Origin of the sequence: Bacillus sp. RC252, from assembly GCF_044909215.1 — a bacterium.
Lineage (GTDB): Bacteria > Bacillota > Bacilli > Bacillales > Bacillaceae_G > Bacillus_A > Bacillus_A mycoides.
In genome coordinates this window covers 38,816-64,182 of the sequence record NZ_JBIYDV010000016.1, presented here as the reverse complement: position 1 = coordinate 64,182, position 25,367 = coordinate 38,816, and the positions used below count along the sequence as shown (strand labels likewise).

The window sequence follows — 25,367 nt, the reverse complement described above, 5'->3', positions numbered from 1 at the left end:
TTAATCTAATATATGAATTGTCTCAATCTATATTTTACATAACTTTACATAAAATTGAAAATTTATTATTTATCCTCTTTTTTCTCAGGAATAAAATACCCGAACCAAAGTAACCACACGAAACCGATTAACGCGAACCAACCTTTATCCGCTTGGAAAGCTTCAATCATACCTGGGATTTTATAAATTCCAATTAACCCCAGAAAACCGAGCCACCAGTTTTTCTGCATTTTCATTTTTATTCCCCCTCCTTAATTACGTTTTTCACATTTCGAATCCAAATTTCTTTATACTTTAACTGGAATCCTATTAATATGTAATTACTCATATTATCAATAACGAGCGCTAACGTATGCGCGTTTTCTTCAGTTGCATGTTGTGACACAACACCAAGTTCCACACCTTTCTTTAATAAATCGTGGAATCCATTTAAAAAATCTTCTTGTATTTCAAATAAGCGTTTCTGATACTTTTCATTTCGTGTCGCAGTTACGATGAATTCATTTATAACGCGTAATATGCCTTCTTGGCCTCTATACTCAGACAACATATGTAAACCATCTGCGATTAACTTTTCTGCAAAGTTTTCTTTCGTATATTGTTCTTTATCGAAGTAACCCACGAAATAATATCCAGAAAAAATCTCTTCAAATAAAAAATCAACTAGCGCTTCTTTAGACGGAAAATGATAATAAATAGCTGGCTTTGATATACCTACTTCTTTCGCAATCATTGAAAGACTCATCTTCTCAATGCCATGCTCTGCCATTAGTTTAAATGATGCCTCTACAATGTGCTGCGATGTTTGTAAATTCTTTGTCATACTGTACCTCACTTATTTTTACTTACCGGTCGGTAAGTAAATTGTAAAATGAAAATGAATGATTTGCAAGTTAATTAGAGTTTTAAAAGGAACTTCTTGATGAACCTAGAAAAATATAAAGTAAAAACAATGTATAACGATAAGGAGGGTTTTCATATGGGATCTGGCGGTAAAGGTGGTAGCGGCGGCGGTGAAGCTGGACAAGATGGTAAGGGAGTTAGTAGCAGTTATATATTACTCATTGTGCTCTTTATCATATTAATCGTAGTTGGAGTCAGCTATAGTGGACTTGGTCTTTAACTTTCACCAGTAAGGGCACACAAAATAGAAAGCTCCGGTTATATTTAACAGCCAGCACTTTCTATTTTCAGTACTCTTATAATGTTTCAGCTATATTTCACGCTCTGCCGCACACGTAAATCATTATTGATCATCCACAATAATATACGCTGTTCTAATTGGCCCATGTACACCTACGACAAGGTTCATTTCAATATCCGCGCTATTTGACGGACCCGAAACGAAGTTCACACAAGCCGGCAAGTTTTCTCCCGCTTTATTTTGATTATGGATCAGTTTTGTAGCTTGGGTTAATCTTGGTACAATCGTACTTTTAGGAACGATTGCAATATATGACTCCGGAAGAAGACTCACATGTCTTCCTTTTAACCCGTCATTAAATAGTACAACGGTTCCTGATTCTGCCAAAGTCATATCACTGAACGTAATGCCAAGGTCAGCAGCTTTCGCAAATTTTATGTCCTCTTCTTTATGATCTAATCCCCATGTACGAAAATTTGTTGTACCTTCATTGCTGAAACATGGCGTAAGACCATACTCATTAAAGCGCTCATCATTCGAACATATAACAGATTTGATATTCCAATCTTTTATAAAAGCCCCCAATGTTTCAACAAGGTTTTCCTTTGTTGTTCGCTTTACTTCTGTATGAATAACTTCGCAGTGCTCTATTAACTTTAATACAAGTTCATCTTGCGCCAGTCCGTCAAAAACATTCCACTGCGGGGAAAAAGACCAGTTCGGTTTTTTCACTGCTTCTGGACGTTTCCTACCAAGCTTTTCTGATAACTGGAGTAAAAATTCCTCACGGTTTTGGATGGCCATCATTGTTCTCCTTTTCGTGTTTTTCAAACCACTCTCGAAACGGTTGTTTTTTCGGAACTGGAAAATCTCTCGCATCCGTCCAAGCTTTTAACGGCCCAATTCCACGCTCGATCTTATCCCCTTTTGCAAGAGGTTTTAATGCATACGGAGCGCTCTTCGCTGCAAAAGAAAATAGTCTAGGACTCTTCACCGCTTTTTCAAAACCTTTCATAGCCACGTTCCAAGCTACAGGTGATCGTTTTTCTTCTACAATGCGGCTGCGATGTTTAATTAATAAGTCATGTAACGGGATTTTCACTGGACACGCTTCCGTACATGCACCACAAAGGCTAGATGCGTAAGGTAAATCCTTATATTCATCATATCCCCCTAAAAGCGGTGTCAACACAGCTCCAATTGGTCCTGGATAAATAGAGCCATATGCATGTCCACCAATATGCCTGTATACAGGACACACATTAATACATGCCGCGCAACGAATGCACTGGAGGACACTTTGGAATTCCGTTCCTACAATATCGGAACGACCATTATCAACAATGACTAAATGAAATTCCTCAGGTCCATCTTCCCCGCCAGGCTCAGTTAACCCTGTAATATAACTTGTTAACTTTTGTCCTACAGAACTTCGGCATAGAAGTGTTACTAAAACATCAAGCTCTTCCCATGTCGGAACAATACGCTCCATCCCCATAACTGTAATCAACGTTTTCGGAAGTGTCGTAGTAAGTCTTGCATTTCCTTCGTTTGCTACGATAGAAATTGATCCAGACTCTGCAACAGCAAAGTTACATCCAGTCACTCCTATATCCGCTGCAAAAAAATCATCACGTAAATAATCTCTTACAAACCTCGCCATTTCCGTAGGATCAGATGTTCCAGTATAATTTAACTTTGTTTTAAATATTTCACAAATATGTTCTTTATCTTTGTGAAGGCACGGAACAACAATATGTGACGGCGGATCGTGGTCGTTCACTTGTAGAATAAATTCAGCAAGATCTGTTTCTAACACTTCTGCTCCAGCTTCTTCAATCGCTTCATTTAAACTAATCTCTTCTGTTACCATCGATTTTGATTTCACAATTTTTTTCGCATTTTTCTTTTTTACAATCTCTTTTACATATTCCCTTGCGTCTTCTGCAGTCTTTGCGAAATAAACGAAACCACCGTTTTTCTCAATATTTTCACTCAGCTCATATAAATAATAATCAAGGTTTTCTAATGTATGCTTTCGAATTTCTTCTCCTAAAGCTCGCCATTCTTCCCAGTTTCCAAGACTCTCAGTAGCTTTTAATTTCTTGACTCTCAGACCATCTTGCGCTTTCCTGACAGCCTGTCGCATAAATTGATCCCCAATACCTGTTTTAGTACGCTTATGAAAGGGATCGTTCCCAATTTTCATCCCCATCTCTATATCCCCCTTGTTTTCGATCTTCATTTAATACTTGAGCAATATGTTTTACATCAATCTGATAACCATTGCGTGTTAAACGTCCTTTTATATTCATTAAGCAGCTACAATCCATCCCAATTAACAATTCCGCACCGGTTTCCATAATATGCTTTACTTTTTCTTCAACCATTTGCTCAGAGATTTCTGGCATTTTCACCGAGAATGTCCCTCCAAATCCGCAACAATCATAATTATGCGGCAATGAAACAACTTCCAGTCCCTTTACACACTTTAATAGTTTTTGCGGTGGTTCCTTAATCCCCATTAATCGGCTCATATGACAAGATGTATGAACCGTTGCTTTTTTATGAAGCTCTGCACCTAAGTCTTCTTTCCCTAATACTTCCACAAGAAATTGTGTGAATTCGTATGTTTTATTTCCAAGTTCAGTAGCTTTTTTCTTCCAATCCGCTTCACTTTCAGAAAACAAGCTAGAAAACTCGTGAACCATCATAGCGCAAGACCCCGATGGTGCCACAACATATTCTGAACTAGAAAAGGCTTCAATCATATGTTTTGTAGCTGTTTTTGTTTCTTTCACATACCCGCTATTATAAGCAGGTTGTCCGCAGCAAGTTTGAGTTTTTGGAAAATCAACTTCACACCCTAAATCTTCAAGAATTTCCACAACATCTTTCCCTACTTCTGGATAAAAAACATCTGCAACACAAGTAATAAATATTGATACTTTCATATTTTGCACCCCTAAATACAGTAAAGTAAGCTCAAGTAACTTTATAACCAAATCTTCCTTTGTTGTATATTATTGGTAAGTATTAAAAAAATATGAATAAAAATATAAAAAAAGTGATTGAGGACTATCTCAATCACTTTTAATATGTAATTACCTCTTTTTTCCTTTTTAACTAATACTCCACATTACCTTAAACATTTTAATGTGTTTCTAATGGTATTTTCCCAATATCCGAAACATCTTTATGCTCGTATTTTATTACTTTAAAACCTGGTATTCGTAAAGTAATTGTATCAAAACCATAAGGTGGCATTATAGGTCCTTCATACGTAACAATTTGAATTGTTATATCATACTTATCATTAAATTCATCTCGGACAATATCAATAACTCTTGCCGAATCAAAAAGCTTTTATTCACCATAATACGTTTTTGTTGCATTAAGTATCTCTATTCCAATCGCTCTTAGAAATGCTTGCTCCAATATAACTTCGCTACCAACCGTAGGAAGTTTCTTTTTCTCAATTTTAACGACTTTCCAAACGTTATTTTCTTTTTTTAACGTATATAACAGATTTAATCCATCTAATTTGACTGCGTGCATATAAGCAATGTTTTCTTTAACATAAATCCTTGGTTCTCTAACCCATGTCCATATATCACCCTGTAATACAGATAAAACTACCTTACCTAAAGGTGAAACTTGTCCTTTATCATTATAAAAAGGGAACTCCCTAAAGAAATAGATATCTTTAACCCCTTTTAAATCAATATCAAAATAATACTGATTAATAAATTCTTGACTCTGTGCTTCTTGCTTTGCAAAAACAGTAGAAGTAGTGATAAAAAATAAAACGCTAAAAATAATACATAAAATTTTTTTCAAATAAGGTCACCTACCTTTTCTCGGTAGGTATTTTCTCCAACAAAACTAAATACAACACTATAATTTATTTGAGATTGTTATTAATGTAGGATTAAAATAAAGTTTGAACGAAAGGTTTCCTTCATTCCTTGTTTAATAACGACTACATATACAGGAATTTGGTTTCCTTATCTAGAATCTAATATTTTATATTTTAGATTAAAGGGGATAATTTATGAATATTCACTACAGTCATAACAAAGAAGATATCAACGTAATTGAACTTAAAGAAATTTTTCAAAGGGTAGCCACTTGGAAAATGCCAACAGACATAAAGGAATGGGAGGAAATGTTGGAAAATACCCCGCTATTAATTACAGCATTCGATGATGATAAAATTGTTGGTTTTGCACGTATGCTCACAGATTATGTGCGTTGGGGAGAGATTTACGATGTAGTAGTGGATGAATCGTATCAAGGTAAAGGGATTGGCAAACAGTTAATACTACATCTAACTAACCATCCTAAAGTGAAACGAGTTCGTACCATTTCCTTAGGAACAGAAGATAAAACCTCATTCTATGAAAAATTAGGTTTTAGAAATATAAATAATTATAACGGTCATTATCTCATTCTAGTTAGAAAAGACAGAGACCACACCTTAGCATAGGGGTTAACTGTCGAAGTCCTCTATCTCTTTCAAAAATATATTTCGACTGAACATTTTCACCTTATATACTACTTTAACTACCGAGACATTAAACCGTGCTCGCTCCATTCCTTCATCCGTCAGAAAATAATGACTGTTTTCGTAAAGATTGTTACTACGTTGCCTACCCTTCCCTCCATTGATATTACTATATCAATGGAGGCGATGTGGCGTAATGTGTACAAAGATTTTGCAACACTTTCCAAAACAGAACATCACGAATTGTTCCGAGCCATCCAGCAGGACATGAAATATAGAAGTATATATGCGATGAAGGGAGTTTTGCATCTTGAAGAAACAAATCGGCATGATTGTATCTGCATTCACTTGTGTATCCATCCTTTTAAGCGGTTGTGGAACAACAAAAACCAACGAAACCCCGAAAACAGAAACGGGACAAACGAAAAAGGATGTAAGGGAATTGGTTTGGAGCTCGTTATCACAAGCAGAGAAAGATGAAGTAGATGGCAGTTGGAAAGATGCAAAAGTCAGCAAAGTAATAGCGGATACAACCAAATATCAACTCGCTGATACGTCATTCAAAGGAAAAGAAGTAACACTCGTTACCATTCCGGCTAAACAGCGAGAGTTGTTAGGCGATATAAATAAACTCGTGGACGAACCATCAGGTAAGATCGTAGGGAGTTCGATGAGGAAGTAGGAACGAAGAGTCGGCAAGCCCCTCTTCGTTTTTGAAAAGCAACAATATCTACGAAAACAGCCAAAATAATAAAGTGAAACTTTAATCAGTGGGGGTTTTGTTCATCCCCACTGATTATTAGTTGAACCAATCGGGCTTTTACGGGCAGTTGATCCCCCACCTAACTTCTTTGCTTCCGCTGAATTTTGAGGTGGGGGTCTTACTGCCCGTTAATGCGGGATAAATAGAAAAGCCTCCTAAATTACACATTTAAGAGGCTTTCTTTTTTGATAAAACAAATCAATTTCTATTAAGCAATCGCATTCGATAACAATTCATCGTCACTTCCCCAAGCCTTTGCAATAATTGATAATTCGCATATGCTCCGACCGGGGCACCGATGATTGGGACGAGCTGGAGCATTTTTGCTAAATCGATATAGTCTCGGTATTCTGTTTGGAACTTTTCCCAGTCCATATGATTTTCTTCTTCTGTATCCCACGTTTCAATCGCTTTCCATACTTCTTTTCGGTAATCGTCACTTGAAAAAGCAAGCTGGAAAACGTGAAGAATAAAAAGACGTTCTTCTTTTTTACTCGTATCAAATCCGTACAATGTTGCTGCATCAAATAAAAATTTTATTTTAATGGTCAGTAATAACGGGAAATCGGCAAGGCCAAGGAGAATACCACCTGCTCCTGTTCCTGCCCCTTCTGCCGCTGCGACTTTTTTATATTCGTCCATCTTTTTACGTACTTCATCGTCTCGTCTTTGCAGTGACCAGTTCGTTTCTTTTAGCTTCGGTTTTATGAAGTTTGATCCAGCGCTAATTGTTTGCACCATCATCCGAATCGTTTCTGTTAGTACCTTTTGCACTTTCGCGGGCACTAGTTGTTGCACTTTCACCTGCACTTTTTTAGAGAACCGTGTCATCATAGAAGAATCTTTCATGAATGTAGCTTTCCACTGCTCCAATTCTTTTCTAACCTTCTCTTCATATGTAATCATAGGTTCATTCCTTTCAGTTTAAACGCTCAATTCGTTTCGCACCGTATTGATAAACGAAACCGATACTAAATATTATACTTACGACAAATAAAATGCCGGTCATTATGAAGTCTTTCGTCGCAAGTGCAAATATAATTGTAAATACAACGCTACCAATGATAAGAATCGCATTTAATAAAGTAAGGAAATCTCTCTTCTTCTCGTCTCCCCCTACCGGATATAAATCAAGCCAAACTTTCATACGGTGATGTTTCCAAAGGGTTAAGAGCTGGTAGCCGATTAAGTATAAGAAAACAATGCTTACGATAAAACGTCCATATAAAAATGGGATAAAGTAAAGAATAATTCCCCCAAGAACGAGTAAACGCATATATAATCCGAAATAGTTACCCGATCTTAAAAATGTTCTCGTATATAAGTATAAATATGTACGTTTCTCACCGATCATCGAAAGAATGAAATCAAGCCATTTCCTACGTGATACTCTCTCTTTTAACGCTGGTACATCAACGAACATATTCGCAATGCGGTACAGCAGCATCATTTTTTTACCCTCTTCAGAAATTAAATACTCCCAGTTTAGCGGCTTTCCTTTCACCTTTTGATGCATAACAGCAAGGTATAGCGCCATTAAAAAGACAATCACACCGGTAAAAATGACTGAAGTACGTTCTACAAGGACGTACACAAATAAGCCATTTAAAATAAAACGAATAAACCAATCCGCTCTTTGTACATTTTGATCTGTTAAAAATGATTTTTCCCACGCTACGAATAAATTCCACGCTTTTACAATGACAAACGCGATTACAATCCATATGTAATTGGCACCTGTTTGTTTCATTTGCTGGAAGTATAACGGGGCAAGCGCAGCGGCTACCATTGCGATTATGTATAACTGAATCATAAACGTAAAGAGAAATGCCTTCGTAAAGTAAGGCTTTAACTTTTCTTCAACTGGCAGCAAATACACGAGATCCGCTTCTTTTAATAACGTTTGGATGGACCCAGCTGTTAATATGAGGCCAAGTAAGACTGCCATAACAATCGCTGTCGGAAACGAAGGTGTTAACGTTTGTAACCATTGCTGGTAATAATACGCTCCTGCACCGATGATAAATACGAAAATAAATTTCAAATGATCATTAAATACGTATTTACTATATGTACGAACTTCTTTTAGAAAGTGCCGAAATCGTTCTTTCCATAACGCTGTGCTATTCATAATCTTCTTCCTTCGTTAACGCAATATAAATATCATCAAGTGTTGCACCAGGCATATTAAACCCAGATTGAAGTTCTGATAATGTTCCCATCGCTCTCACTTCACCTTGATGCAAAATAATGAATGAATCACAATAGCGCTCTGCTGTCGCTAAAATATGTGTACTCATTAAGATGCCCGCACCACTCTTTTTCATTTGATCCATCATTTGAAGAAGTGATTGAATCGCTAACGGATCGAGCCCAACGAAAGGTTCGTCCACAATGTAAAGTGATGGCTCAACTAAAAATGCACTCATAATCATCACTTTTTGTTTCATCCCCTTTGAGAAATGAGACGGAAACCATTTTAAGCGATTTTTCATGCGAAATTCATGTAATAATTGTCCTACACGTTCTTCATATTGTTTTTCATCTACGCCGTACGCCATCGCCGTTAATTTCAAATGCTCTTCTAACGTTAACTCATCATATAATACTGGCGTTTCTGGAATGAAGGAGAAACTAGAACGGTACGCTGTCATATCATCACGAATTGTTTTCCCATTAATTGTGACAGTTCCTTTTTTCGGCTCCATTAAACCGATGATATGTTTAATTGTCGTACTTTTCCCAGCCCCATTTAAACCGATCAAGCCGACAAGTTCGCCTTTATTAACAGAGAACGAAACATTTTGCAGTACAGGTCGTTTCGTATATCCTCCTGTAACATTTTCTACACGCAATAACTCGCTCATACGACACCACTTTCTTCATTAGTATTCATTCTATATTCATCTTACCAAAAATTGTGCTGTACTACATAGTATCGATGTCTCCAAAAAAAATTAAAATTTCTTCGCATATATTTTTACGAAAGCGGACATCATAATTAAGGAAGAAGGAACACACTTGAAAAAGCAACCACCAATTGATGAGTACAACAACATAGTGAAGTCATCATGAAATGGGGTGTCCAAGTTGGACAATGAAATTTACACATAACCAGATAATTTGTTTCATTTTCGAAACGGGGTGTCTCCGAAAGAGCATATACTGTTTTAAAAAATAAACAATTTCATTTAATAAAAGATTGCAATTCATTTCACTTGAAAATGGGGTGTCTACGGCAGAGACTTTAGCCGATTTACCGTGCATTTCTTAAATAAATGAGGTGTCTGTGAAAGAGCATATACTGTTTTAAACACTAACAATTTCATTTAATACAAGATTGCAATTCATTTCACTTGAAAATGGGGTGTCTACGGTAGATATTTCAGCCGATTTACCATGTATTTCTTATATAAATGAGGTGTCTGCGAACCGTAAATTATAAAAAATGCTTTTTCAATCCCTCTTCAGAAAACAGGAAGCTGAGTCAGCTTCCTGTTTTTCGTGTTTGTTCTCCTATGTAATTATGGTAAAATACGGCTAAGACCATTTGAAAGGATGAGATCGATGAATCATACAGCGGACAATTGTATTTTTTGTAAAATCATTGACGGGCAAATCCCTTGCTCAAAAGTATACGAAGATGAACATGTACTTGCATTTTTAGATATTAGTCAAGTAACAAAAGGACATACTCTTGTTATTCCGAAAGTTCACAAACAAGACATTTTTGCGTTAACGCCAGAAATCGCATCACATATTTTTGCTGTCGTTCCAAAAATCGCAAATGCAATGAAAGCAGAATTTAATCCAGTTGGCTTCAACCTACTTAACAATAACGGCGAGAAAGCTGGACAAACTGTATTCCACTTTCACCTTCATTTAATTCCACGCTACGGTGAAAACGATGGTTTCGGTGCTGTTTGGAAATCACACCAAAATGAATATACAATGGAAAATTTACAAAACATCGCAAGTACAATTGCAAATAGTGTGAAATAGTGCCACTATAATAAGAAGTAATACATAATAAGCCGATTCCTCTGGCATTTATTGTATGGCTTCTTTCTTCACAAAAAATGCCGGGGATATGATTTTTTGTGCATAGCATGTACAAGAGAGAAAAGCTCACTTTTCTTCCCCTTGTCTTAAAGATATGCACACTTTTATACATCATGAATACGAGCGAAAAATAAGGAGGTTTCCTTTTATGTCAAAAGCTAAATCCTTTATTACAGGTGTACTTTGCGGCGGAGCAGTTGCTGGACTAGCCGTTCTTTTCTCAACTCCTTCTTCTGGTAAAGCTATGCGCGGTAAGCTGAAAGAAAAAGGAACTGATATTAAAAAAACATTAGCTGATATTACAGCTGATACGAAGTTATTAAAGCGTCAAATCGTTGAAACTGCTTCAGAAGGTAAAGAAGTATTCCAAGAACTAAAAGACGATATGCATGACACGCTTTCTAACTGGAAACAAGATATTTCTCAAAACAAACGACATATCGAAAAAAAAATTTTAGACATTCAAAAGTCAATTGAGAAACTACAAGAAGCCGTTCCAGAAAAAGCGTAAACATATTCCTGCTTAGTTTTTTGCATATAACAAATATTTTTCATACGAATTGACCTTAACACGGCATATCACATAGATATGCCGTGTTTTTATGCATTTACAATATATGTTATCCCTTAACATGTAAAGACAACACATGTATTCTTGACTCATAAAACGCTTCCATAGTTATGCATGATTTGTATAGAATGTTATTTTTCCGAAAAATTTTCACAATTCTCACAAAAAGACTTTATTAATTTTTATTTTACTGGCATAATAGATAATAATGAAAAAAGAATGTTAAAGTGGGTGAGTAAATGAAAAGTGGAGAAAAAAATTACTCGGTAAAAGAAGCGATGATTTTCAGCCAACGTATTGCTCAATTATCGAAAGCGTTATGGAAATGCGTAGAGAAAGATTGGCAACAATGGATTAAACCTTACGATTTAAACATTAACGAGCATCATATTTTATCAATCGCTTATCATTTAAAAGGGGCTTCTATTTCTGAGATTGCTAAGTTTGGAGTTATGCACGTATCAACGGCGTTTAACTTCTCTAAAAAGCTAGAAGAACGCGGCTATCTTGTATTCTCTAAAAAAGAAGATGATAAACGAAATACGTACATTGAAATTACAGACAAAGGGGAAGAATTACTACTTCGCTTAATGGAGGAGTATGACCCTGAAAATAATTCTGTTTTTAATGGGGCACTTGAACTTCGTAATTTTTACGGTAAGTTCCCAGAAAATATCGAACTTATTGCGATCCTTCGCAATATTTACGGACAGGACTTCATCGATATTTTTGAGAAATCATTAGAGAATATTGAGGAGAACTTTACGGAGACCGATCAAAAATTAGTTAAGAAATAATCTATTTATCCTTTCGCAATCATGCGTAAGAATTCATTCATAAGTGGCACAAATAAGCCCTGTTTTGCTAGCGCTTCCGCAGTTTCGTGTACTTCGAGCTGATGTGGAAGCGCTTTTTCAAATTGATCTAATAGCGCATCAAACAATAGAAGGCCTTCTGCTTTCTCCACTACATATTGTTCGTTCAGTTTTTCACAAAGTTTTAGTATACGTTCAATGTCTTTTTTACGAGCTTTTTTCTTTATGATTAAAGAATAAAATGGACACTTTTCTTCATCAATCATTTTAAATAGTAGGTCTACGTAGTATTCAGCTTGTTCTAGTCTTCTTACAACGTCCATTTTCTCCCTCGCTTCCTAACACAAAGTCTTCTATTTCTGAATTTTGTAACACGAATAAAATATCGTATGATACAATATATAAAGTATATGTATTTTAGCCAAAAGGAGGTCTCGCCTCATGACTCTTATAACCGTTGTTTTTGTTGCATTCGCACTTCTTGTTATATTTTACACGAATTTCATGACACATACACTGTGTGAGCGAAAACAAATATCTGCGAGCCGCCAGCCCGGTGTCTTTCGAGTTATTAATGTATGTATTACCATTCTATTAATTTCTAGTTATGTAGAAATTATATTTCATGGAAAGTGAGGAAGGAAGCCCCTTCCTCATTTTTTTCCTCTATAAGCAAATTATACCTACTATAACTAATAAAATAAACAGTACAAGTAATAAAATAAGTTTTGAATTCATCCCCCATCCCCTCCTCTTTTCTGTATATGCGACATGCGCCCAATATGGTACCCTTTCAAAATCTGACACAAACTGGTTAAAATTTCTTTATCAATAGGAAAACCCGTCGAAATATGATATATTAAATTTTGTACATATTGCTTATACTATGAAACAAACGACACGCATCTAAACTTTATCCTAAAGCCTCGGTAAGCCCTGTTAAGCGTGCTTTTACATATAAAAAAAGCAAAGACATCAGTGAGACTTAATCAGGTTCTTATGAACGAAAATAACCTATCATAAGGCGTTTCTTCATTCGTATGGGATAAATTAAAAATACATAATAGTAGGAGTGTTTATTGAATGAAGAAAGCTATGCTTGCCTTAGCCGCAACAAGTGTAATCGCATTATCAGCATGTGGAACATCATCATCAGACAAAATTGTTACATCTAAAGCTGGTGACATCACTAAAGAAGAGTTCTACAATCAAATGAAGACACAAGCTGGTAAACAAGTACTAAATAACATGGTTATGGAAAAAGTACTTATTAAAAACTACAAAGTCGATGACAAAGAAGTAGACAAAAAGTTCGATGAAATGAAAAAGCAAGTCGGTGACCAATTCGATACACTAATGAAACAACAAGGCCTTAAAGAAGAAACAGTTAAAAATGGCGTTCGCGCTTCATTAGCTCAAGAACAAGCTATCGAGAAAACAATCACTGATAAAGAATTAAAAGATAACTACAAGCCTCAAGTTAAGGCAAGCCACATTCTTGTAAAAGATGAAGCGACTGCTAAAAAGGTTAAAGAAGAACTTGGACAAGGTAAATCTTTCGAAGAGTTAGCGAAACAATACTCTGAAGATACTGCTTCAAAAGAAAAAGGTGGCGACTTAGGATTCTTCGAACATGGTAAAATGGTTAAAGAATTCGAAGATGCTGCTTATAAACTGAAAAAAGATGAAGTAAGCGAGCCTGTAAAAACACAATTTGGTTACCATATCATTAAAGTAACAGACATTAAAGAACCAGAAAAATCATTTGAGCAATCAAAAGCTGACCTGAAAAAAGAGTTAGTTGCGAAGAAAGCACAAGACGGCGAATTCATGAACGATCTTATGATGAAAGAAATCAAAAAAGCTGACGTAAAAGTTGACGATAAAGATTTGAAAGATCTTTTCGAAGAACCAAAAGCTGACGCTAAAAAAGACGCAAAGAAATAATGAAGTGAAAAAAGCTTGGGTAGCCCCAAGCTTTTTTATTTTGTAGTAGTTTTTTTGCCGATAAATTGATGTACTCCCTCACCTTACTCCATTCAACCCAAAAAAACCTTGGTTTCGTGTAGCACGAAACCAAGGTTTATCTTATTATCATTGATTAAATTAAAAAACTATGTTAAATTAGTACAGAAACGCATTCGTTAAAAACAAAAGAATGTATTTATCCGTATCTTAATTGTACAACAAAACACATCTTCAGTCAACCTCTATTTTTCACTTTTAAAGGAGTGCTTACGTATGAACAAAAAACTTGATCAAGAGCAAAAACGATTGGATAACGTAATAGAAACGATTACGGAGCAAATTAATAAACTGGAAAGCGACACTGGCAGACGCCGGGCAGAAGTAATCAACATTCGTAAACACTTTTGGGATGATGTAAAAGTTAATACTGATACTTTTGACGATTATCTTGAAACAGTTATCAACTTAAGACAACAAGCTCAGTCACTAGCCGTAACACAAATTACCCATAAGCACACCTTTAATCGACTTGCCGCACTACGCCGTATGCATAAAGCACCTTACTTTGGACGAATTGATTTCAAAGAAGAAGGCGAATCTGGCGTAGAACAAATTTATATCGGGGTGGCTACACTTACCGATGCAAGCGGAGAAAACTTTCTTATATACGATTGGCGCGCACCAATTTCAAGTGTTTACTACGATTATCCACCAGGACCGGCTGAATACAGCACACCAGGAGGCGTAATCTGCGGCAATGTGGAGAAGAAATTACAATATATTATTCAGAATGGTGAGATTGATTCAATGTTCGATACGAGCCTCACAATTGGAGATGAAATTCTGCAACAAGCGCTCGGAAAAGGAACAAACAAACATATGCAAAGTATCGTTGCTACTATCCAGCGCGAGCAAAATGAAATTATCCGTCACGATGAAGGGCGACTACTTATCGTTCAAGGAGCTGCTGGTAGTGGTAAAACGTCAGCTGCCCTGCAGCGAATCGCCTACTTACTATATAAATATCGCGAATGGCTAAAAGCAGATCAAATCATTCTCTTCTCCCCTAACTCCATGTTCAACAGCTACGTATCTAACGTACTGCCAGAACTCGGCGAAGAAAATATGCAGCAAGTCACATTCCAAGAATATTTAAACCATAGACTAAGTAAGTCATTTGACGTTGAGGATCCTTACGAGCAATTAGAATATATGCTAACTGAAACGAATAGCGCAAATTATAAAACTCGAAATGCGAGCATTCGATTTAAAGCATCTACTCAATTTTTCGAGATGATTAGAGCGTACAGACAATCTCTTGAATCTTCAGGCATGCTATTTAGAGGAATGAAATTTAGAGGAAAACTGATTGCCTCTGCTAAAGAAATTACAGAGCAATTTTATAATACTGATTCCTCCCTCCGCTTCCATAATCGAATCGAGAAGTTAACGGATTGGCTAAACAAACAAATAGACACAATTGAAAAAACAGAACTGAAAAAGCCTTGGGTAGAAGAAGAAATTGAACTACTTAGTAAAGATGAGTATCAAAAAGCTTATAAATACTTACAGAAAAAAGGCGAGTTTGATGACAACTCCTTTAATGATTATGAAAAAGAAACGAAAGTACTCGGTCGTATGATTGTCCGTAAAAAATTAAAACCGTTACGTAAAGGCGTTCAAACATTGCGTTTTATCAATTTTACAGGCATATATAAACAACTCTTCACAGATGAATCATGGGTTACTGGCGAAAAGCCTAAAGAATGGGATGACATTTGTTCACTAACTTTGAACATGCTTGATGAAGGAAAGCTACATTACGAGGATGCGACTCCATTTTTACTTTTAAAAGAATTAATTGAAGGCTTCCAAACGAACAGATCAATTAAACACGTACTCGTAGATGAAGCACAAGATTATTCTCCGTTTCAGTTCGAGTTTTTAAAACGTCTCTTCCCTGCCGCAAAAATGACAGTACTCGGAGACTTTAACCAAGCGATATTTGCTCATGCGAGTGAAACAGTTAATTTCAATACACTTACTAGCTTATACGGACCAGATGAAACAAACGGCATCAACTTAACTCGTAGCTATCGATCAACAAAACCGATTATTGAATTCACACGCTATCTCGTACCGGAAGGAAAGAACATTAACGCCTTTGAACGTGACGGTGAGAAACCTACAGTGACTAAAGTTTCTGATTACAGCGAACTGCATGATCGTATCACTTCTAAAGTTGCTGAACTACAAAAACAACAGCACAATACGATCGCAATTATATGTAAATCCGCAGCTGAAAGTGCCGCTGCATACGAGGCACTCAGTCATATCGAGAATATTAAACTTGTGAAAAGTAACTCAGCCGAGTATGAGCAAGGAATTGTCGTGATTCCTGCTTACTTAGCGAAAGGTATCGAATTTGATGCTGTTATTATTTACGATGCTTCTAAAGATGTGTACAGCGATGAGAGCCTACGTAGATTGTTCTACACTGCTTGTACACGCGCAATGCATGAATTGCAGCTTTATAGCGTTGGTGAGGTTAGTCCTTTTGTAACGGGGGCTGCTTCGGAGAGTTTTGAATGTATAACGAAAACACCTTGATTTTTATCAAGGTGTTTTTTTCATTCTAAATGAAATATCTTTACGCCGATATACACTCAGCACAATCCCCATTATAAATGCATGGAACAGAGTTGGTATCAATCCGTAGCTAATAAAGGGTAATGATATAGAAACACGTGGTAATATCCCGAGGATCATGCCAACGTTACAAATGAAATGGACTACAAAAAGAGTTACTCCACCAACGAGTAGCAATTTACCATAACCATCATTTATTCTATACGATATGGTCATTATTCTCACTGCAAAAAGAGAAAGAATCAAGACAAGAATCAGCGCAAGCACATATCCATAATAGTAAGTCAAACTCGCGAATACAAAATCAGTATGCGCAGCAGGGATAGACTTTATATTTCCATATGTACCAAACCAACCTGCCGACGACATTGCCTCTTTTAAACGTAAATACCATAGATCATGCTCTGGGTTTAAAAAACCTAAAATTCTAGCTATCCGGTATTCTTTTACGGCAGACCAGGAAAATAGATCCTTAATAACAAAGGGTAAAATTGGTAAAATTGTAATGAGCCATGCCGTTTTCTTTCCTAGCTTACTCCACCAAAGCATAACGAATACCATCGTAATATAAATAAAAATTGGCACCAGAATTGATGTAGTTGAAAATAGATATAAAGAAAATACGTACAACATGAGAAGGTGCATAAACTTTAACCTACTATTATTGAAAAAAGAAGCCCAAGCTAGAAAGAAGAATGGTATCGTCATTAAACAGTCAATTGTGAGAGGACCAATCTTTATTAATGCTTCTCCATTCACAGAAATAGTCGGAAAACATTTTATAGCTAACAAGATAAGTATTCCAATTGTATAAAACAGCCACCCGATTCTTTCTAACTTCCGATAATCAATCAGCATCATCCCAAGAGCTGCTGCAATGCCAAGAATAACAAAAATTACTTTGTTCATTAGTAAATCATTCGTATGCCCAAGAGCGATTATTGGTAAAAACCCTAGCCCCATAGCAGCCACTAATAAAATAATTAAGAACCAATCCACCTTTGGCTTATGAAGTTTGTTAAGTTCCCTGCCAAGCTTGATCGGACTTCCCATTTGTTCAACAGCCTTATTTTCAGCAACTTCCTCACTTAACCCTTTCTCTATCCACGTGTTCTTCGCCTGTTTCAAGTGAAAATCTAGTTCAGTTGCTACAAAGCTCTTTGCTTCTTTTGATTTAATGTGATTAGTAACTTCGCTTAAAAAACGCTCCCCTTTTTTGTTCAATTTTATCTCACTCCTGTACTAATCCTTTTAATATAAACCGTGCCTTCGTAGAATCTTTTTCTGCCTTTCGCAGCATCTTTCTTCCTTTATAATTTAATTGATAATATTTCGCTCCTGCATGATCCCAACTCGATTGGATAAAACGATTCTGTTCTAGACGATGTAATACAGTATATAAAAACCCTTCATTTCCTTCGAATTTTCGAATCCCTCTCCCTCGTAGTAACTGTGACAATTCGTATCCTGTTTTTTCATGACTGAGGAGTTGTAAAATCGCTAAAGAGATGTCCTCTTCCTTTTCGTTTGAAGCATTGATTTTTTCGCGCACCTGCTTTCGATGTTGATCAGAAAAACTCAAATGTTTACACGTTGTATTCTCCATTGATTTTTGCAGGCCTTTTAATCGATCTTCCATTTGATTATTCCTCCAATCCTTTCTTCAAAAGCTCCTTCGCTTTTTTCAGTCTCGTTTTTATCGTGTTTTCTTTCACGTCTATTACAATAGCAATCTCTTTAATTGATAGTTCTTCATAATAAAATAGATAAATGACTTCTCGATATTTTATCGGTAAATTCATTACTGCAGAAGCCAGTTCACGATCCTTCGCATTTTGAATAACAGTTTGTTCGACACTATCATTTTGAACCCCAATATAAGCAGCTTCATCCTCTGTCACGATCACCTTTTTGTTATACCAACTTTTTATGTAGTCCTTACATTGATTAATCGCAATTCTCCACAACCACGTTTTCACATTCGATTTCCCTTTGTATGTATGAAGAGATTTATAACATTTCACAAATATATCTTGCGTTAAATCCTCAGCGACTTCTTTATTATTCACATATGAATACACAAGCTGTAAGACTTCTTGTCCATACTTGTTCATTATTTCATCGATAAAGAGTTCCTTATCTTCTATTTCAAACGCTTCTACCGTTAATTCATCCACATCATTTCCTCCTTCCCATTTATTAGACGACGCACTGTATGGAAAAGTTTTATAAATTCATAAAAAAACGGTTGGAAATGTCCATACCGTTTTGTTCATCCTCTACTATTTAATTTTTTCTAAAACAAAACTTTTAATATTCCCCGCACTTTTTATAGCTTACGATACGTCTGTTTTATTAAGTTCTTCAAAATAAGGATATCTGACTTCAATCGCATAACTATTTAACTCTGCACAATCATCTATTAAATCATTGAACTCCATATTAAATTCAGCACATTCCTTTGCTAACAGCAATGAATTATGCGTTTTAGGCGGATGAGTTCCTTTAAACGTTAAATACCCCTTTAGATATTTCTCAGCACACTGTTGACAATGATAACAGATAATTGCAAAAGGAATAGGCATTAAAGACAATAAATGATTAGAAGCTCTAAGATCTGAATCTGCAATTTCAAACCATAAATTTGCCTCACTGAAATTTTTCATACAATACCTTACCTTCTTCAGCAATCTTGTATTCCATTGTTACAGGATTACCAGAACTCTCATTAAATTCTTCAGAACCGTAAACAAGTAAATCGACCGGTGTTTTCATTACATCGAATATACTTAAATTCAATTTCTTTAAGGCTTCTCTTTTCCTCTTACCAATACCATCAACCACTACACACAAATCAAAATCACTATCCTCATTAGGCATACCGTAAGCATGAGACCCAAATAAAATAATTTTATTAACATCAGAAAGAGAGGAAGTCATTTTATCTACTAATTGATTTAACTCTTTTTGAACATTAGTATTCATACCATTCACCTCTTTAAATTAATCCTTCTCAATAAATCCTAACTGTAGAAGCAAATTAATAAATTGATTCATTTCAACTCTAATACACTACTACAATTGTTAAGTTATTCAAACGATATAATAATACTTATTATACCTTTCGTATCCATATCCTGTTAAGCAACAAAAATCTACACTCAGTTAATTTCAGTACACTCTGTACAAATATAATAAAACAAAAAACCGCACGAGGGCTCTCCCTCACGCGGTTTATTTTTAAGCTAACGCAGCCGCCTGCTCTTGTTGATCCACAGGAATTACAGCATCGCTTAACGCTTTTTCTAATTCAGCTGTGTATTTCATTTCGACGCTCTCATCTTCTATAGCACCAATAAAGACGGATTATGCAGCAGTTTCATAACAGTATGAATAAATAACTAACAACACTTATTACGAGTATAAAAAATCGGCTCAATACATAATACCTATGTTTTCAGTGATACTCTATTACCATCGAACTAAATGTATATAATTTTAACTTCATGATAGCAAGTTAATTTTCAAATATCTTCTTGCACATAACCCTAAATTTATTATCCATTTGTATCATGCTTATAAATAAAAGATATCCTATCGATGCACCAATCATATTTATAGCAATCCGCCACACATCAAAAACATCAGACAAAGTTAGTAAATGTAATAACTCCCAAGCAAAAAAGGTCATAGCATACCACTTACAAGCTTTCTTATAGTTCGTCACTTTATTAATCAACACTGGAACGAAAAATCCAAATGGAACTAACAATATTATATGTTGTAAAACGATTAACCAATAAGTTGAGTTCCCCCACAGACCCGGATGCGCAATAAAATCTTTAATTTGCCAAAGTGTTATTCCAAAAAGTTGTAATAACGTTTCTAAATCAGATATATGTAAAAATTGCTGCCAAAATTCAAGAGGATGATAGACAGTTCCACCTGTCAAACTACGAATAGAGTCAAATGTAGAAGTTGAAATAAATGTTCCCAAAAAGACAATAAAACAAATCATTATATAAGGAATACATAAAATTTTTGATAATATCTTTAATGGTCTAGGAACTTCGTATACCGATTGATTAATCCCTAAACCAATAACTTTTGATTCGCCAAAAGTTTGAATCGCTTTATACACCGCTTCTTTTTCATTCATACCTTGTTCCATATATTCTTCTTTCAAGCTGTTCAAGTGATCATATATTTCTAGAAATAGCTCATCCTGTTCAATATTACTAAGTTCTGAATAAGCTAAAATGGACTTAATATACTCATCAAATTCACTCATAAATAACTCCTTTCTGACAAGTTTGAATTAATGATGTTACACGCTCCCAAGAGTTCACTTTCTTCTGCAATTCTTTTTTCCCTTTACTTGTAATAGTATAAAATTTCCTTTTCATCCCATTCTCAGATTGATTCCAATAAGATTCAAGAAATTCCTTTTTTTCTAATCGCTTTAAAGCTGGATACAAAGTTCCCTGCCCCATACTATACAAATCTCCACTTGTATCCTTTAAACTTTGGGCTATTTCATATCCATACGTATCACGTTTTGCAATGATAGAAAGTAATAAAATATCTATACTTCCCTTCAAGATTTCTTTGTCCAACAATACCACCTCCTTATATACATCGTATAACAACATATGTCGTTATGCAACATAGTTAGAATAATATTTCATAAAAAACCACCTAAAGGCTCCCCTTCAGGTGGTTCTCTATTTTATGCTAACGCAGCTGCCTGCTCTTGTTGATCTACAGGAATTACAGCGTCTGTTAATGCTTTTTCTAATTCAGCTGTGTATTTCATTTGCTCTTCTTTGCTCCAGCCTAGTTTCGCAGCCATGTAGTTGATTACTGCTTCTTTCCACTCGTATACCCAGTGGATGTTGAAGAATACAGCGCCTCTGCGGCGTACGAAGAAGTCAACTGGTTTCGCTGTCATTTCGTAATCCATTGCGTATACAAGTGGGATTAGAACGTCTAGCGGCATGTTGTATTCTTTCGCTTCGTCTTTATGTTTTTTCGCTAAGTCAAACAGTACGTCTACGTTAGAGCCGTAGAATTTCGCGAATTCTTCTGCTTGTACTTTCGTTAAACCATATTTCGTACCTTCGTCTGCTTTTTTCGCAACGAATGCTGGGAATCCGTGTGAACCACTTACATGACCACCAGAGATTGGCATATGTTTCGTATCGCTCTTCTTATATGCGCTATGGCCTTCTTTTTGTAATAGATTCGTTACGTAGTCTACTACCATTTCAGCCATTTTGCGGTATCCTGTTAATTTACCGCCCGCGATTGTAATTAAACCAGATTCAGAAGTCCAAATTTCATCTTTACGAGAAATTTCAGATGCATTCTTACCTTCTTCATAGATTAGCGGACGTACACCAGCCCAGCTTGATTCCACATCTTTTTCTGTAATTTTCACGCTTGGGAACATGTAATTAATCGCATTAATGATATATGTGCGATCTTCTGTTGTCATGTGCGGTACAGCTGCGTCTTTATCATAGAACGTATCTGTTGTACCTACGTACGTTTTTCCTTCGCGAGGAATCGCAAACACCATACGTTTATCCGGTGTATCGAAGTAAATTGCTTGCCCTAATGGGAAACGTTTTTGGTCAATTACTAAATGCACACCTTTTGATAACTGAAGTACTTTCCCTTTTTTAGAGTTATCTTTTTCACGAAGTGTATCTACCCAAGGACCAGCTGCGTTTACAATTTTCTTACCGTAAACTTCGTACACTTCTCCGTCTAGTAAATCGCTTACACGTACACCACATACTTTTCCATCTTTATATAAGAAACTGTCTACTTTTGCGTAGTTAACAGCTTTCGCACCGTGTTCAATCGCTTCTTTCATTACTTCAATTGTAAGACGCGCATCATCTGTACGATATTCTACGTAGTAACCGCCGCCTTTTAATCCTTCTTGTTTTACAAGAGGCTCTTTATTTAGCGTTTCTTCACGGTTAAACATCTTTCTGCGCTCGCTTCGTTTTACGCCTGCTAAGAAGTCGTATACACGAAGACCAATTGATGTACTAAATGACCCGAACGTGCCGCCTGTATGGAACGGAAGTAACATCCACTCTGGTGTTGTTACATGGGGACCGTTCTCATATACGATCGCACGCTCTTTCCCCACCTCTGCTACCATTTTCACTTCAAGTTGTTTTAAATAACGTAGACCACCGTGTACAAGTTTCGTTGAACGACTTGATGTACCTGCTGCAAAGTCCTGCATTTCAAACACAATCGTTGATAAACCGCGTGTTGCCCCATCTAATGCAATACCAGAACCAGTAATACCTCCACCAATTACGATCACATCTAACTCTTGTTTATTTACTCCATTTAATACGTCTTTACGTTGTTTACTTGAAAATTTCATGGTAATTCCTCCCTTTGATAACGAAAAAAGAGACCACAAGCTCCGCTATAGATTTCGCCTCTATAGCGTGTTGTGGTCTCTCCAAATCTCCTACCGAATTATTAACTTGTCATCATTATAACACTGTTTATGATTATTTGAAAGCTTTAGTTGCTTCAATTGCTTTTTTCCATCCAGCATATAGCTCTTCGCTTGTTTCCGCTTCCATCGTTGGTTCAAAGCGTTTGTCCATATGCCACTGTGCTTTAATTTCATCTTGGTTTTTCCAGTATCCAACCGCAAGACCAGCTAAGTATGCTGCACCTAAAGCTGTCGTTTCATTGATCACTGGACGCTCTACAGGAACGTCTAAAATATCACTTTGGAACTTCATTAAGAAGTTATTCTTAACTGCCCCGCCATCAACGCGTAATGTATTTAGTTCAATACCTGAATCTGCTTCCATTGCGCATAGTACATCTTTCGTTTGGTATGCTAAAGATTCTAGCGTTGCACGAATGAAATGCTCTTTCGTCGTACCGCGCGTTACACCAAACATAGCGCCGCGTACTTCACTATCCCAATACGGTGTACCTAGTCCTACGAATGCCGGTACTATGTATACACCTTCAGTTGATTCAACACGGCTAGCGTACACTTCGCTCTCGCTCGCATCTTTAAACATACGCAGGCCGTCACGTAACCACTGAATTGCAGAACCTGCTACGAAAATACTTCCTTCTAATGCGTAATTCACTTTACCATCTAAACCCCATGCAATTGTTGTTAATAGGCCATGCTCAGAAGCTACTGCTTTTTCGCCTGTGTTCATTAACATGAAACAACCAGTTCCGTAAGTGTTCTTCGCCATACCTTCACCGAAACAAGCTTGTCCAAATAATGCTGCTTGCTGGTCACCAGCTACACCTGCGATCGGTATATTTTGACCGAAGAAGTGATAATCAATTGTTTCTCCATATATTTCAGATGATTGACGTACTTCTGGAAGCATGCTCTTTGGTACTGTTAACATGTCTAGAAGCTCATCATCCCACTGTAAGTCGTGAATGTTAAACATTAATGTACGTGATGCATTTGAGTAATCTGTTATGTGCGCTTTACCGCCAGACAATTTCCATACAAGCCATGTATCAATTGTTCCGAATAATAACTCGCCATTTTCCGCTTTCTCTCTTGCACCTTCAACGTTATCTAAAATCCATTTTACTTTCGTACCAGAGAAGTATGCATCAATTAAAAGACCTGTTTTTTCGCGAACCATCTCGCTATAACCTTTTTCTTTTAACTCATCACAAATTTCAACTGTTTGACGAGATTGCCATACGATTGCGTTATAAATTGGTTTTCCAGTCGTTTTATCCCATACAACCGCTGTTTCACGTTGGTTTGTAATACCGATACCAGCGATTTGTTCTGGTTTTACATCCGCTTCACTTAAGCAAGTTGCGATAACTGCTAAAATAGATCCCCAAATTTCTTGTGCATTATGCTCAACCCAGCCTGGCTTTGGAAAATGTTGCGTAAACTCTTTTTGAGCTGAATGAACGATTTTTCCTTCTTTATTGAAAAGAATTGCGCGTGAGCTTGTTGTTCCTTGGTCTAATGAAAGAATATATTTTTTCATATCAGTTTCCCCCTATGCTACTTTTCTACTATTTGTAGTAGCTCCACTTTTTTTACTTGTCATATAAGAGATTGCTAGTACAATCACAGTTGTAATAATCACATAAATAAGTGCTGAATTTTGTTTTCCTTCAAATACAACTTGATGGAATAATCCTGCAAGTGATCCACCTAGAATTGGACCAACTACTGGGATCCATGCATACTTCCAGTTTGAACCGCCCTTTCCTGCAATCGGAAGGAAGAAGTGTGCAATACGCGGACCTAAATCACGAGCCGGGTTGATTGCGTATCCTGTTGTTCCACCTAATGATAAACCAATACTTACAATTAAGAAACCTACGATAAATGGATTTAAACCATCTGCAAATTTATTTGCTCCAATTGCTAATATACCAAATACTAAAACGAATGTTCCAATCATTTCACTTAAAAGGTTTGTAAATGTGTTCGGAATTGCTGGACCTGTTGCAAACACACCTAACTTTGTTCCTGGATCTTCTGTTTCTTTCCAGTGTGGTAAGTAATGTAAATATACAAGAACTGCCCCTATAATTGCCCCAATCATTTGTGCTGCGATATACATAGGTACATCACTCCATGGGAACGCTCCCTTAAAAGCAAGTCCTATCGTTAAAGCCGGATTCAAATGTGCCCCACTAATTGATCCAACTGCATACGCTGCCATAGCAACCGCTAGACCCCAACCCATTGTAATTACAATCCAACCAGAATCTTTCGCAAACGATTTCTTTAAACTTACACCAGCGCAAACGCCGCCACCAAGTAAGATTAACAACGCAGTCCCTATTAATTCCCCTAAAAATGCTGACATAAAATCCCTCCACAGTCA

Annotated in this window: 30 protein-coding genes; 9 read left to right on the top strand and 21 right to left on the bottom strand. The window is 36.4% G+C overall.

Annotated elements, in window-relative coordinates:
- Positions 1 to 65 precede the first annotated feature (65 nt).
- Positions 66 to 236, bottom strand: coding sequence for a hypothetical protein (locus ABH960_RS21225; RefSeq protein ID WP_404448242.1), 171 nt, complete (start codon positions 234 to 236; stop codon positions 66 to 68).
- Positions 237 to 238: 2 nt separating this feature from the next.
- On the bottom strand, positions 239 to 823 hold the full coding sequence (locus tag ABH960_RS21220; protein ID WP_404448239.1) for a TetR/AcrR family transcriptional regulator: 585 nt from the start codon (positions 821 to 823) through the stop codon (positions 239 to 241).
- Positions 824 to 979: 156 nt separating this feature from the next.
- On the opposite strand from ABH960_RS21220, the gene ABH960_RS21215 reads away from it, so the two are divergent.
- Entirely contained in the window at positions 980 to 1,123 is a 144-nt protein-coding gene (locus ABH960_RS21215; RefSeq protein WP_106408435.1) for a YjcZ family sporulation protein, read from the top strand.
- Between the two features lie 123 nt (positions 1,124 to 1,246).
- Here the strand turns inward: ABH960_RS21215 and ABH960_RS21210 are convergent, their stop codons facing one another.
- From ABH960_RS21210 to ABH960_RS21190, 5 genes are all read right to left on the bottom strand, one after another.
- On the bottom strand, positions 1,247 to 1,948 hold the full coding sequence (locus ABH960_RS21210; protein WP_404448236.1) for a LutC/YkgG family protein: 702 nt from the start codon (positions 1,946 to 1,948) through the stop codon (positions 1,247 to 1,249).
- Positions 1,929 to 3,359, bottom strand: coding sequence for a LutB/LldF family L-lactate oxidation iron-sulfur protein (locus ABH960_RS21205; RefSeq protein ID WP_404448233.1), 1,431 nt, complete (start codon positions 3,357 to 3,359; stop codon positions 1,929 to 1,931). Before ABH960_RS21205 ends, ABH960_RS21210 begins: the two co-directional genes overlap by 20 nt.
- On the bottom strand, positions 3,325 to 4,098 hold the full coding sequence (locus tag ABH960_RS21200) for a (Fe-S)-binding protein (protein WP_404448230.1): 774 nt from the start codon (positions 4,096 to 4,098) through the stop codon (positions 3,325 to 3,327). Before ABH960_RS21200 ends, ABH960_RS21205 begins: the two co-directional genes overlap by 35 nt.
- A gap of 199 nt (positions 4,099 to 4,297) precedes the next feature.
- Entirely contained in the window at positions 4,298 to 4,480 is a 183-nt protein-coding gene (locus ABH960_RS21195; RefSeq protein ID WP_404448344.1) for a DUF3888 domain-containing protein, read from the bottom strand.
- A gap of 30 nt (positions 4,481 to 4,510) precedes the next feature.
- On the bottom strand, positions 4,511 to 4,984 hold the full coding sequence (locus ABH960_RS21190; RefSeq protein WP_404448228.1) for a hypothetical protein: 474 nt from the start codon (positions 4,982 to 4,984) through the stop codon (positions 4,511 to 4,513).
- Positions 4,985 to 5,198: 214 nt separating this feature from the next.
- On the opposite strand from ABH960_RS21190, the gene ABH960_RS21185 reads away from it, so the two are divergent.
- Positions 5,199 to 5,633, top strand: coding sequence for a GNAT family N-acetyltransferase (locus tag ABH960_RS21185; protein ID WP_404448225.1), 435 nt, complete (start codon positions 5,199 to 5,201; stop codon positions 5,631 to 5,633).
- Between the two features lie 328 nt (positions 5,634 to 5,961).
- A complete protein-coding gene (locus ABH960_RS21180) occupies positions 5,962 to 6,333 on the top strand; it encodes a hypothetical protein (protein WP_404448222.1) in 372 nt (123 codons plus the stop codon).
- Between the two features lie 279 nt (positions 6,334 to 6,612).
- Here ABH960_RS21180 and ecsC read toward each other — a convergent pair whose 3' ends face one another.
- Genes ecsC through ecsA form a run of 3 tightly spaced genes read right to left on the bottom strand, consistent with a single transcriptional unit; the run spans position 6,613 to position 9,281 of the window.
- On the bottom strand, positions 6,613 to 7,320 hold the full coding sequence (gene ecsC, locus ABH960_RS21175; RefSeq protein WP_002125776.1) for an ecs operon protein EcsC: 708 nt from the start codon (positions 7,318 to 7,320) through the stop codon (positions 6,613 to 6,615).
- 13 nt (positions 7,321 to 7,333) lie between these two features.
- Positions 7,334 to 8,545, bottom strand: coding sequence for an ABC transporter permease (locus ABH960_RS21170; protein ID WP_404448219.1), 1,212 nt, complete (start codon positions 8,543 to 8,545; stop codon positions 7,334 to 7,336).
- Positions 8,538 to 9,281: an ABC transporter ATP-binding protein EcsA gene (gene ecsA / locus ABH960_RS21165; RefSeq protein WP_061674035.1), complete on the bottom strand. Its 744-nt coding sequence runs from the start codon at positions 9,279 to 9,281 to the stop codon at positions 8,538 to 8,540. The genes ABH960_RS21170 and ecsA overlap by 8 nt, the downstream gene beginning before the upstream one ends.
- Before the next feature lie 700 nt (positions 9,282 to 9,981).
- Between ecsA and ABH960_RS21160 the strand changes: the two genes are divergently transcribed.
- The 3 genes from ABH960_RS21160 (at position 9,982) to ABH960_RS21150 (ending at position 11,844) form a co-directional block, all read left to right on the top strand.
- On the top strand, positions 9,982 to 10,416 hold the full coding sequence (locus tag ABH960_RS21160) for an HIT family protein (protein WP_001016832.1): 435 nt from the start codon (positions 9,982 to 9,984) through the stop codon (positions 10,414 to 10,416).
- A gap of 208 nt (positions 10,417 to 10,624) precedes the next feature.
- The gene (locus tag ABH960_RS21155) at positions 10,625 to 10,987 is read left to right on the top strand and encodes a YtxH domain-containing protein (protein ID WP_404448215.1); all 363 of its coding nucleotides are present in this window, start codon (positions 10,625 to 10,627) and stop codon (positions 10,985 to 10,987) included.
- A 299-nt stretch (positions 10,988 to 11,286) separates the two neighbouring features.
- A complete protein-coding gene (locus ABH960_RS21150) occupies positions 11,287 to 11,844 on the top strand; it encodes an HTH-type transcriptional regulator Hpr (RefSeq protein ID WP_002011118.1) in 558 nt (185 codons plus the stop codon).
- Between the two features lie 5 nt (positions 11,845 to 11,849).
- Here ABH960_RS21150 and ABH960_RS21145 read toward each other — a convergent pair whose 3' ends face one another.
- Positions 11,850 to 12,185: a YhaI family protein gene (locus tag ABH960_RS21145; protein ID WP_002030209.1), complete on the bottom strand. Its 336-nt coding sequence runs from the start codon at positions 12,183 to 12,185 to the stop codon at positions 11,850 to 11,852.
- A gap of 118 nt (positions 12,186 to 12,303) precedes the next feature.
- Between ABH960_RS21145 and ABH960_RS21140 the strand changes: the two genes are divergently transcribed.
- The 3 genes from ABH960_RS21140 (at position 12,304) to helD (ending at position 16,440) form a co-directional block, all read left to right on the top strand.
- Entirely contained in the window at positions 12,304 to 12,498 is a 195-nt protein-coding gene (locus ABH960_RS21140) for a hypothetical protein (protein ID WP_000172693.1), read from the top strand.
- Positions 12,499 to 12,945: 447 nt separating this feature from the next.
- Positions 12,946 to 13,809 carry a peptidylprolyl isomerase PrsA gene (prsA, locus tag ABH960_RS21135; RefSeq protein ID WP_016119763.1) on the top strand — a complete coding sequence of 288 codons (864 nt, stop codon included), beginning with the start codon at positions 12,946 to 12,948 and terminating at the stop codon, positions 13,807 to 13,809.
- Positions 13,810 to 14,103: 294 nt separating this feature from the next.
- Entirely contained in the window at positions 14,104 to 16,440 is a 2,337-nt protein-coding gene (gene helD, locus ABH960_RS21130) for an RNA polymerase recycling motor HelD (RefSeq protein ID WP_404448209.1), read from the top strand.
- A 6-nt stretch (positions 16,441 to 16,446) separates the two neighbouring features.
- Here helD and ABH960_RS21125 read toward each other — a convergent pair whose 3' ends face one another.
- From ABH960_RS21125 to glpF, 10 genes are all read right to left on the bottom strand, one after another.
- Positions 16,447 to 17,703 (bottom strand): FtsW/RodA/SpoVE family cell cycle protein, encoded by a 1,257-nt coding sequence (locus ABH960_RS21125; protein WP_404448205.1) that lies wholly within the window; start codon positions 17,701 to 17,703, stop codon positions 16,447 to 16,449.
- A gap of 7 nt (positions 17,704 to 17,710) precedes the next feature.
- Positions 17,711 to 18,118, bottom strand: coding sequence for a PadR family transcriptional regulator (locus ABH960_RS21120; protein ID WP_404448202.1), 408 nt, complete (start codon positions 18,116 to 18,118; stop codon positions 17,711 to 17,713).
- Positions 18,119 to 18,122: 4 nt separating this feature from the next.
- On the bottom strand, positions 18,123 to 18,656 hold the full coding sequence (locus ABH960_RS21115) for a sigma-70 family RNA polymerase sigma factor (protein ID WP_404448199.1): 534 nt from the start codon (positions 18,654 to 18,656) through the stop codon (positions 18,123 to 18,125).
- A gap of 159 nt (positions 18,657 to 18,815) precedes the next feature.
- Positions 18,816 to 19,145 (bottom strand): HEPN domain-containing protein, encoded by a 330-nt coding sequence (locus ABH960_RS21110; protein WP_404448196.1) that lies wholly within the window; start codon positions 19,143 to 19,145, stop codon positions 18,816 to 18,818.
- Positions 19,129 to 19,464 (bottom strand): nucleotidyltransferase domain-containing protein, encoded by a 336-nt coding sequence (locus tag ABH960_RS21105; protein WP_078178143.1) that lies wholly within the window; start codon positions 19,462 to 19,464, stop codon positions 19,129 to 19,131. The genes ABH960_RS21110 and ABH960_RS21105 overlap by 17 nt, the downstream gene beginning before the upstream one ends.
- Positions 19,465 to 19,996: 532 nt before the next feature.
- Positions 19,997 to 20,770 (bottom strand): permease prefix domain 1-containing protein, encoded by a 774-nt coding sequence (locus ABH960_RS21100; protein ID WP_404448193.1) that lies wholly within the window; start codon positions 20,768 to 20,770, stop codon positions 19,997 to 19,999.
- On the bottom strand, positions 20,763 to 21,095 hold the full coding sequence (locus tag ABH960_RS21095) for a PadR family transcriptional regulator (protein WP_404448190.1): 333 nt from the start codon (positions 21,093 to 21,095) through the stop codon (positions 20,763 to 20,765). The genes ABH960_RS21100 and ABH960_RS21095 overlap by 8 nt, the downstream gene beginning before the upstream one ends.
- Before the next feature lie 113 nt (positions 21,096 to 21,208).
- A complete protein-coding gene (gene glpD, locus ABH960_RS21090) occupies positions 21,209 to 22,891 on the bottom strand; it encodes an aerobic glycerol-3-phosphate dehydrogenase (protein WP_404448187.1) in 1,683 nt (560 codons plus the stop codon).
- Positions 22,892 to 23,024: 133 nt separating this feature from the next.
- Positions 23,025 to 24,515, bottom strand: coding sequence for a glycerol kinase GlpK (glpK, locus tag ABH960_RS21085; RefSeq protein WP_016094611.1), 1,491 nt, complete (start codon positions 24,513 to 24,515; stop codon positions 23,025 to 23,027).
- Positions 24,516 to 24,527: 12 nt separating this feature from the next.
- Positions 24,528 to 25,349, bottom strand: coding sequence for a glycerol uptake facilitator protein GlpF (gene glpF / locus ABH960_RS21080; protein ID WP_002030197.1), 822 nt, complete (start codon positions 25,347 to 25,349; stop codon positions 24,528 to 24,530).
- Between the last annotated feature and the right edge of the window lie 18 nt (positions 25,350 to 25,367).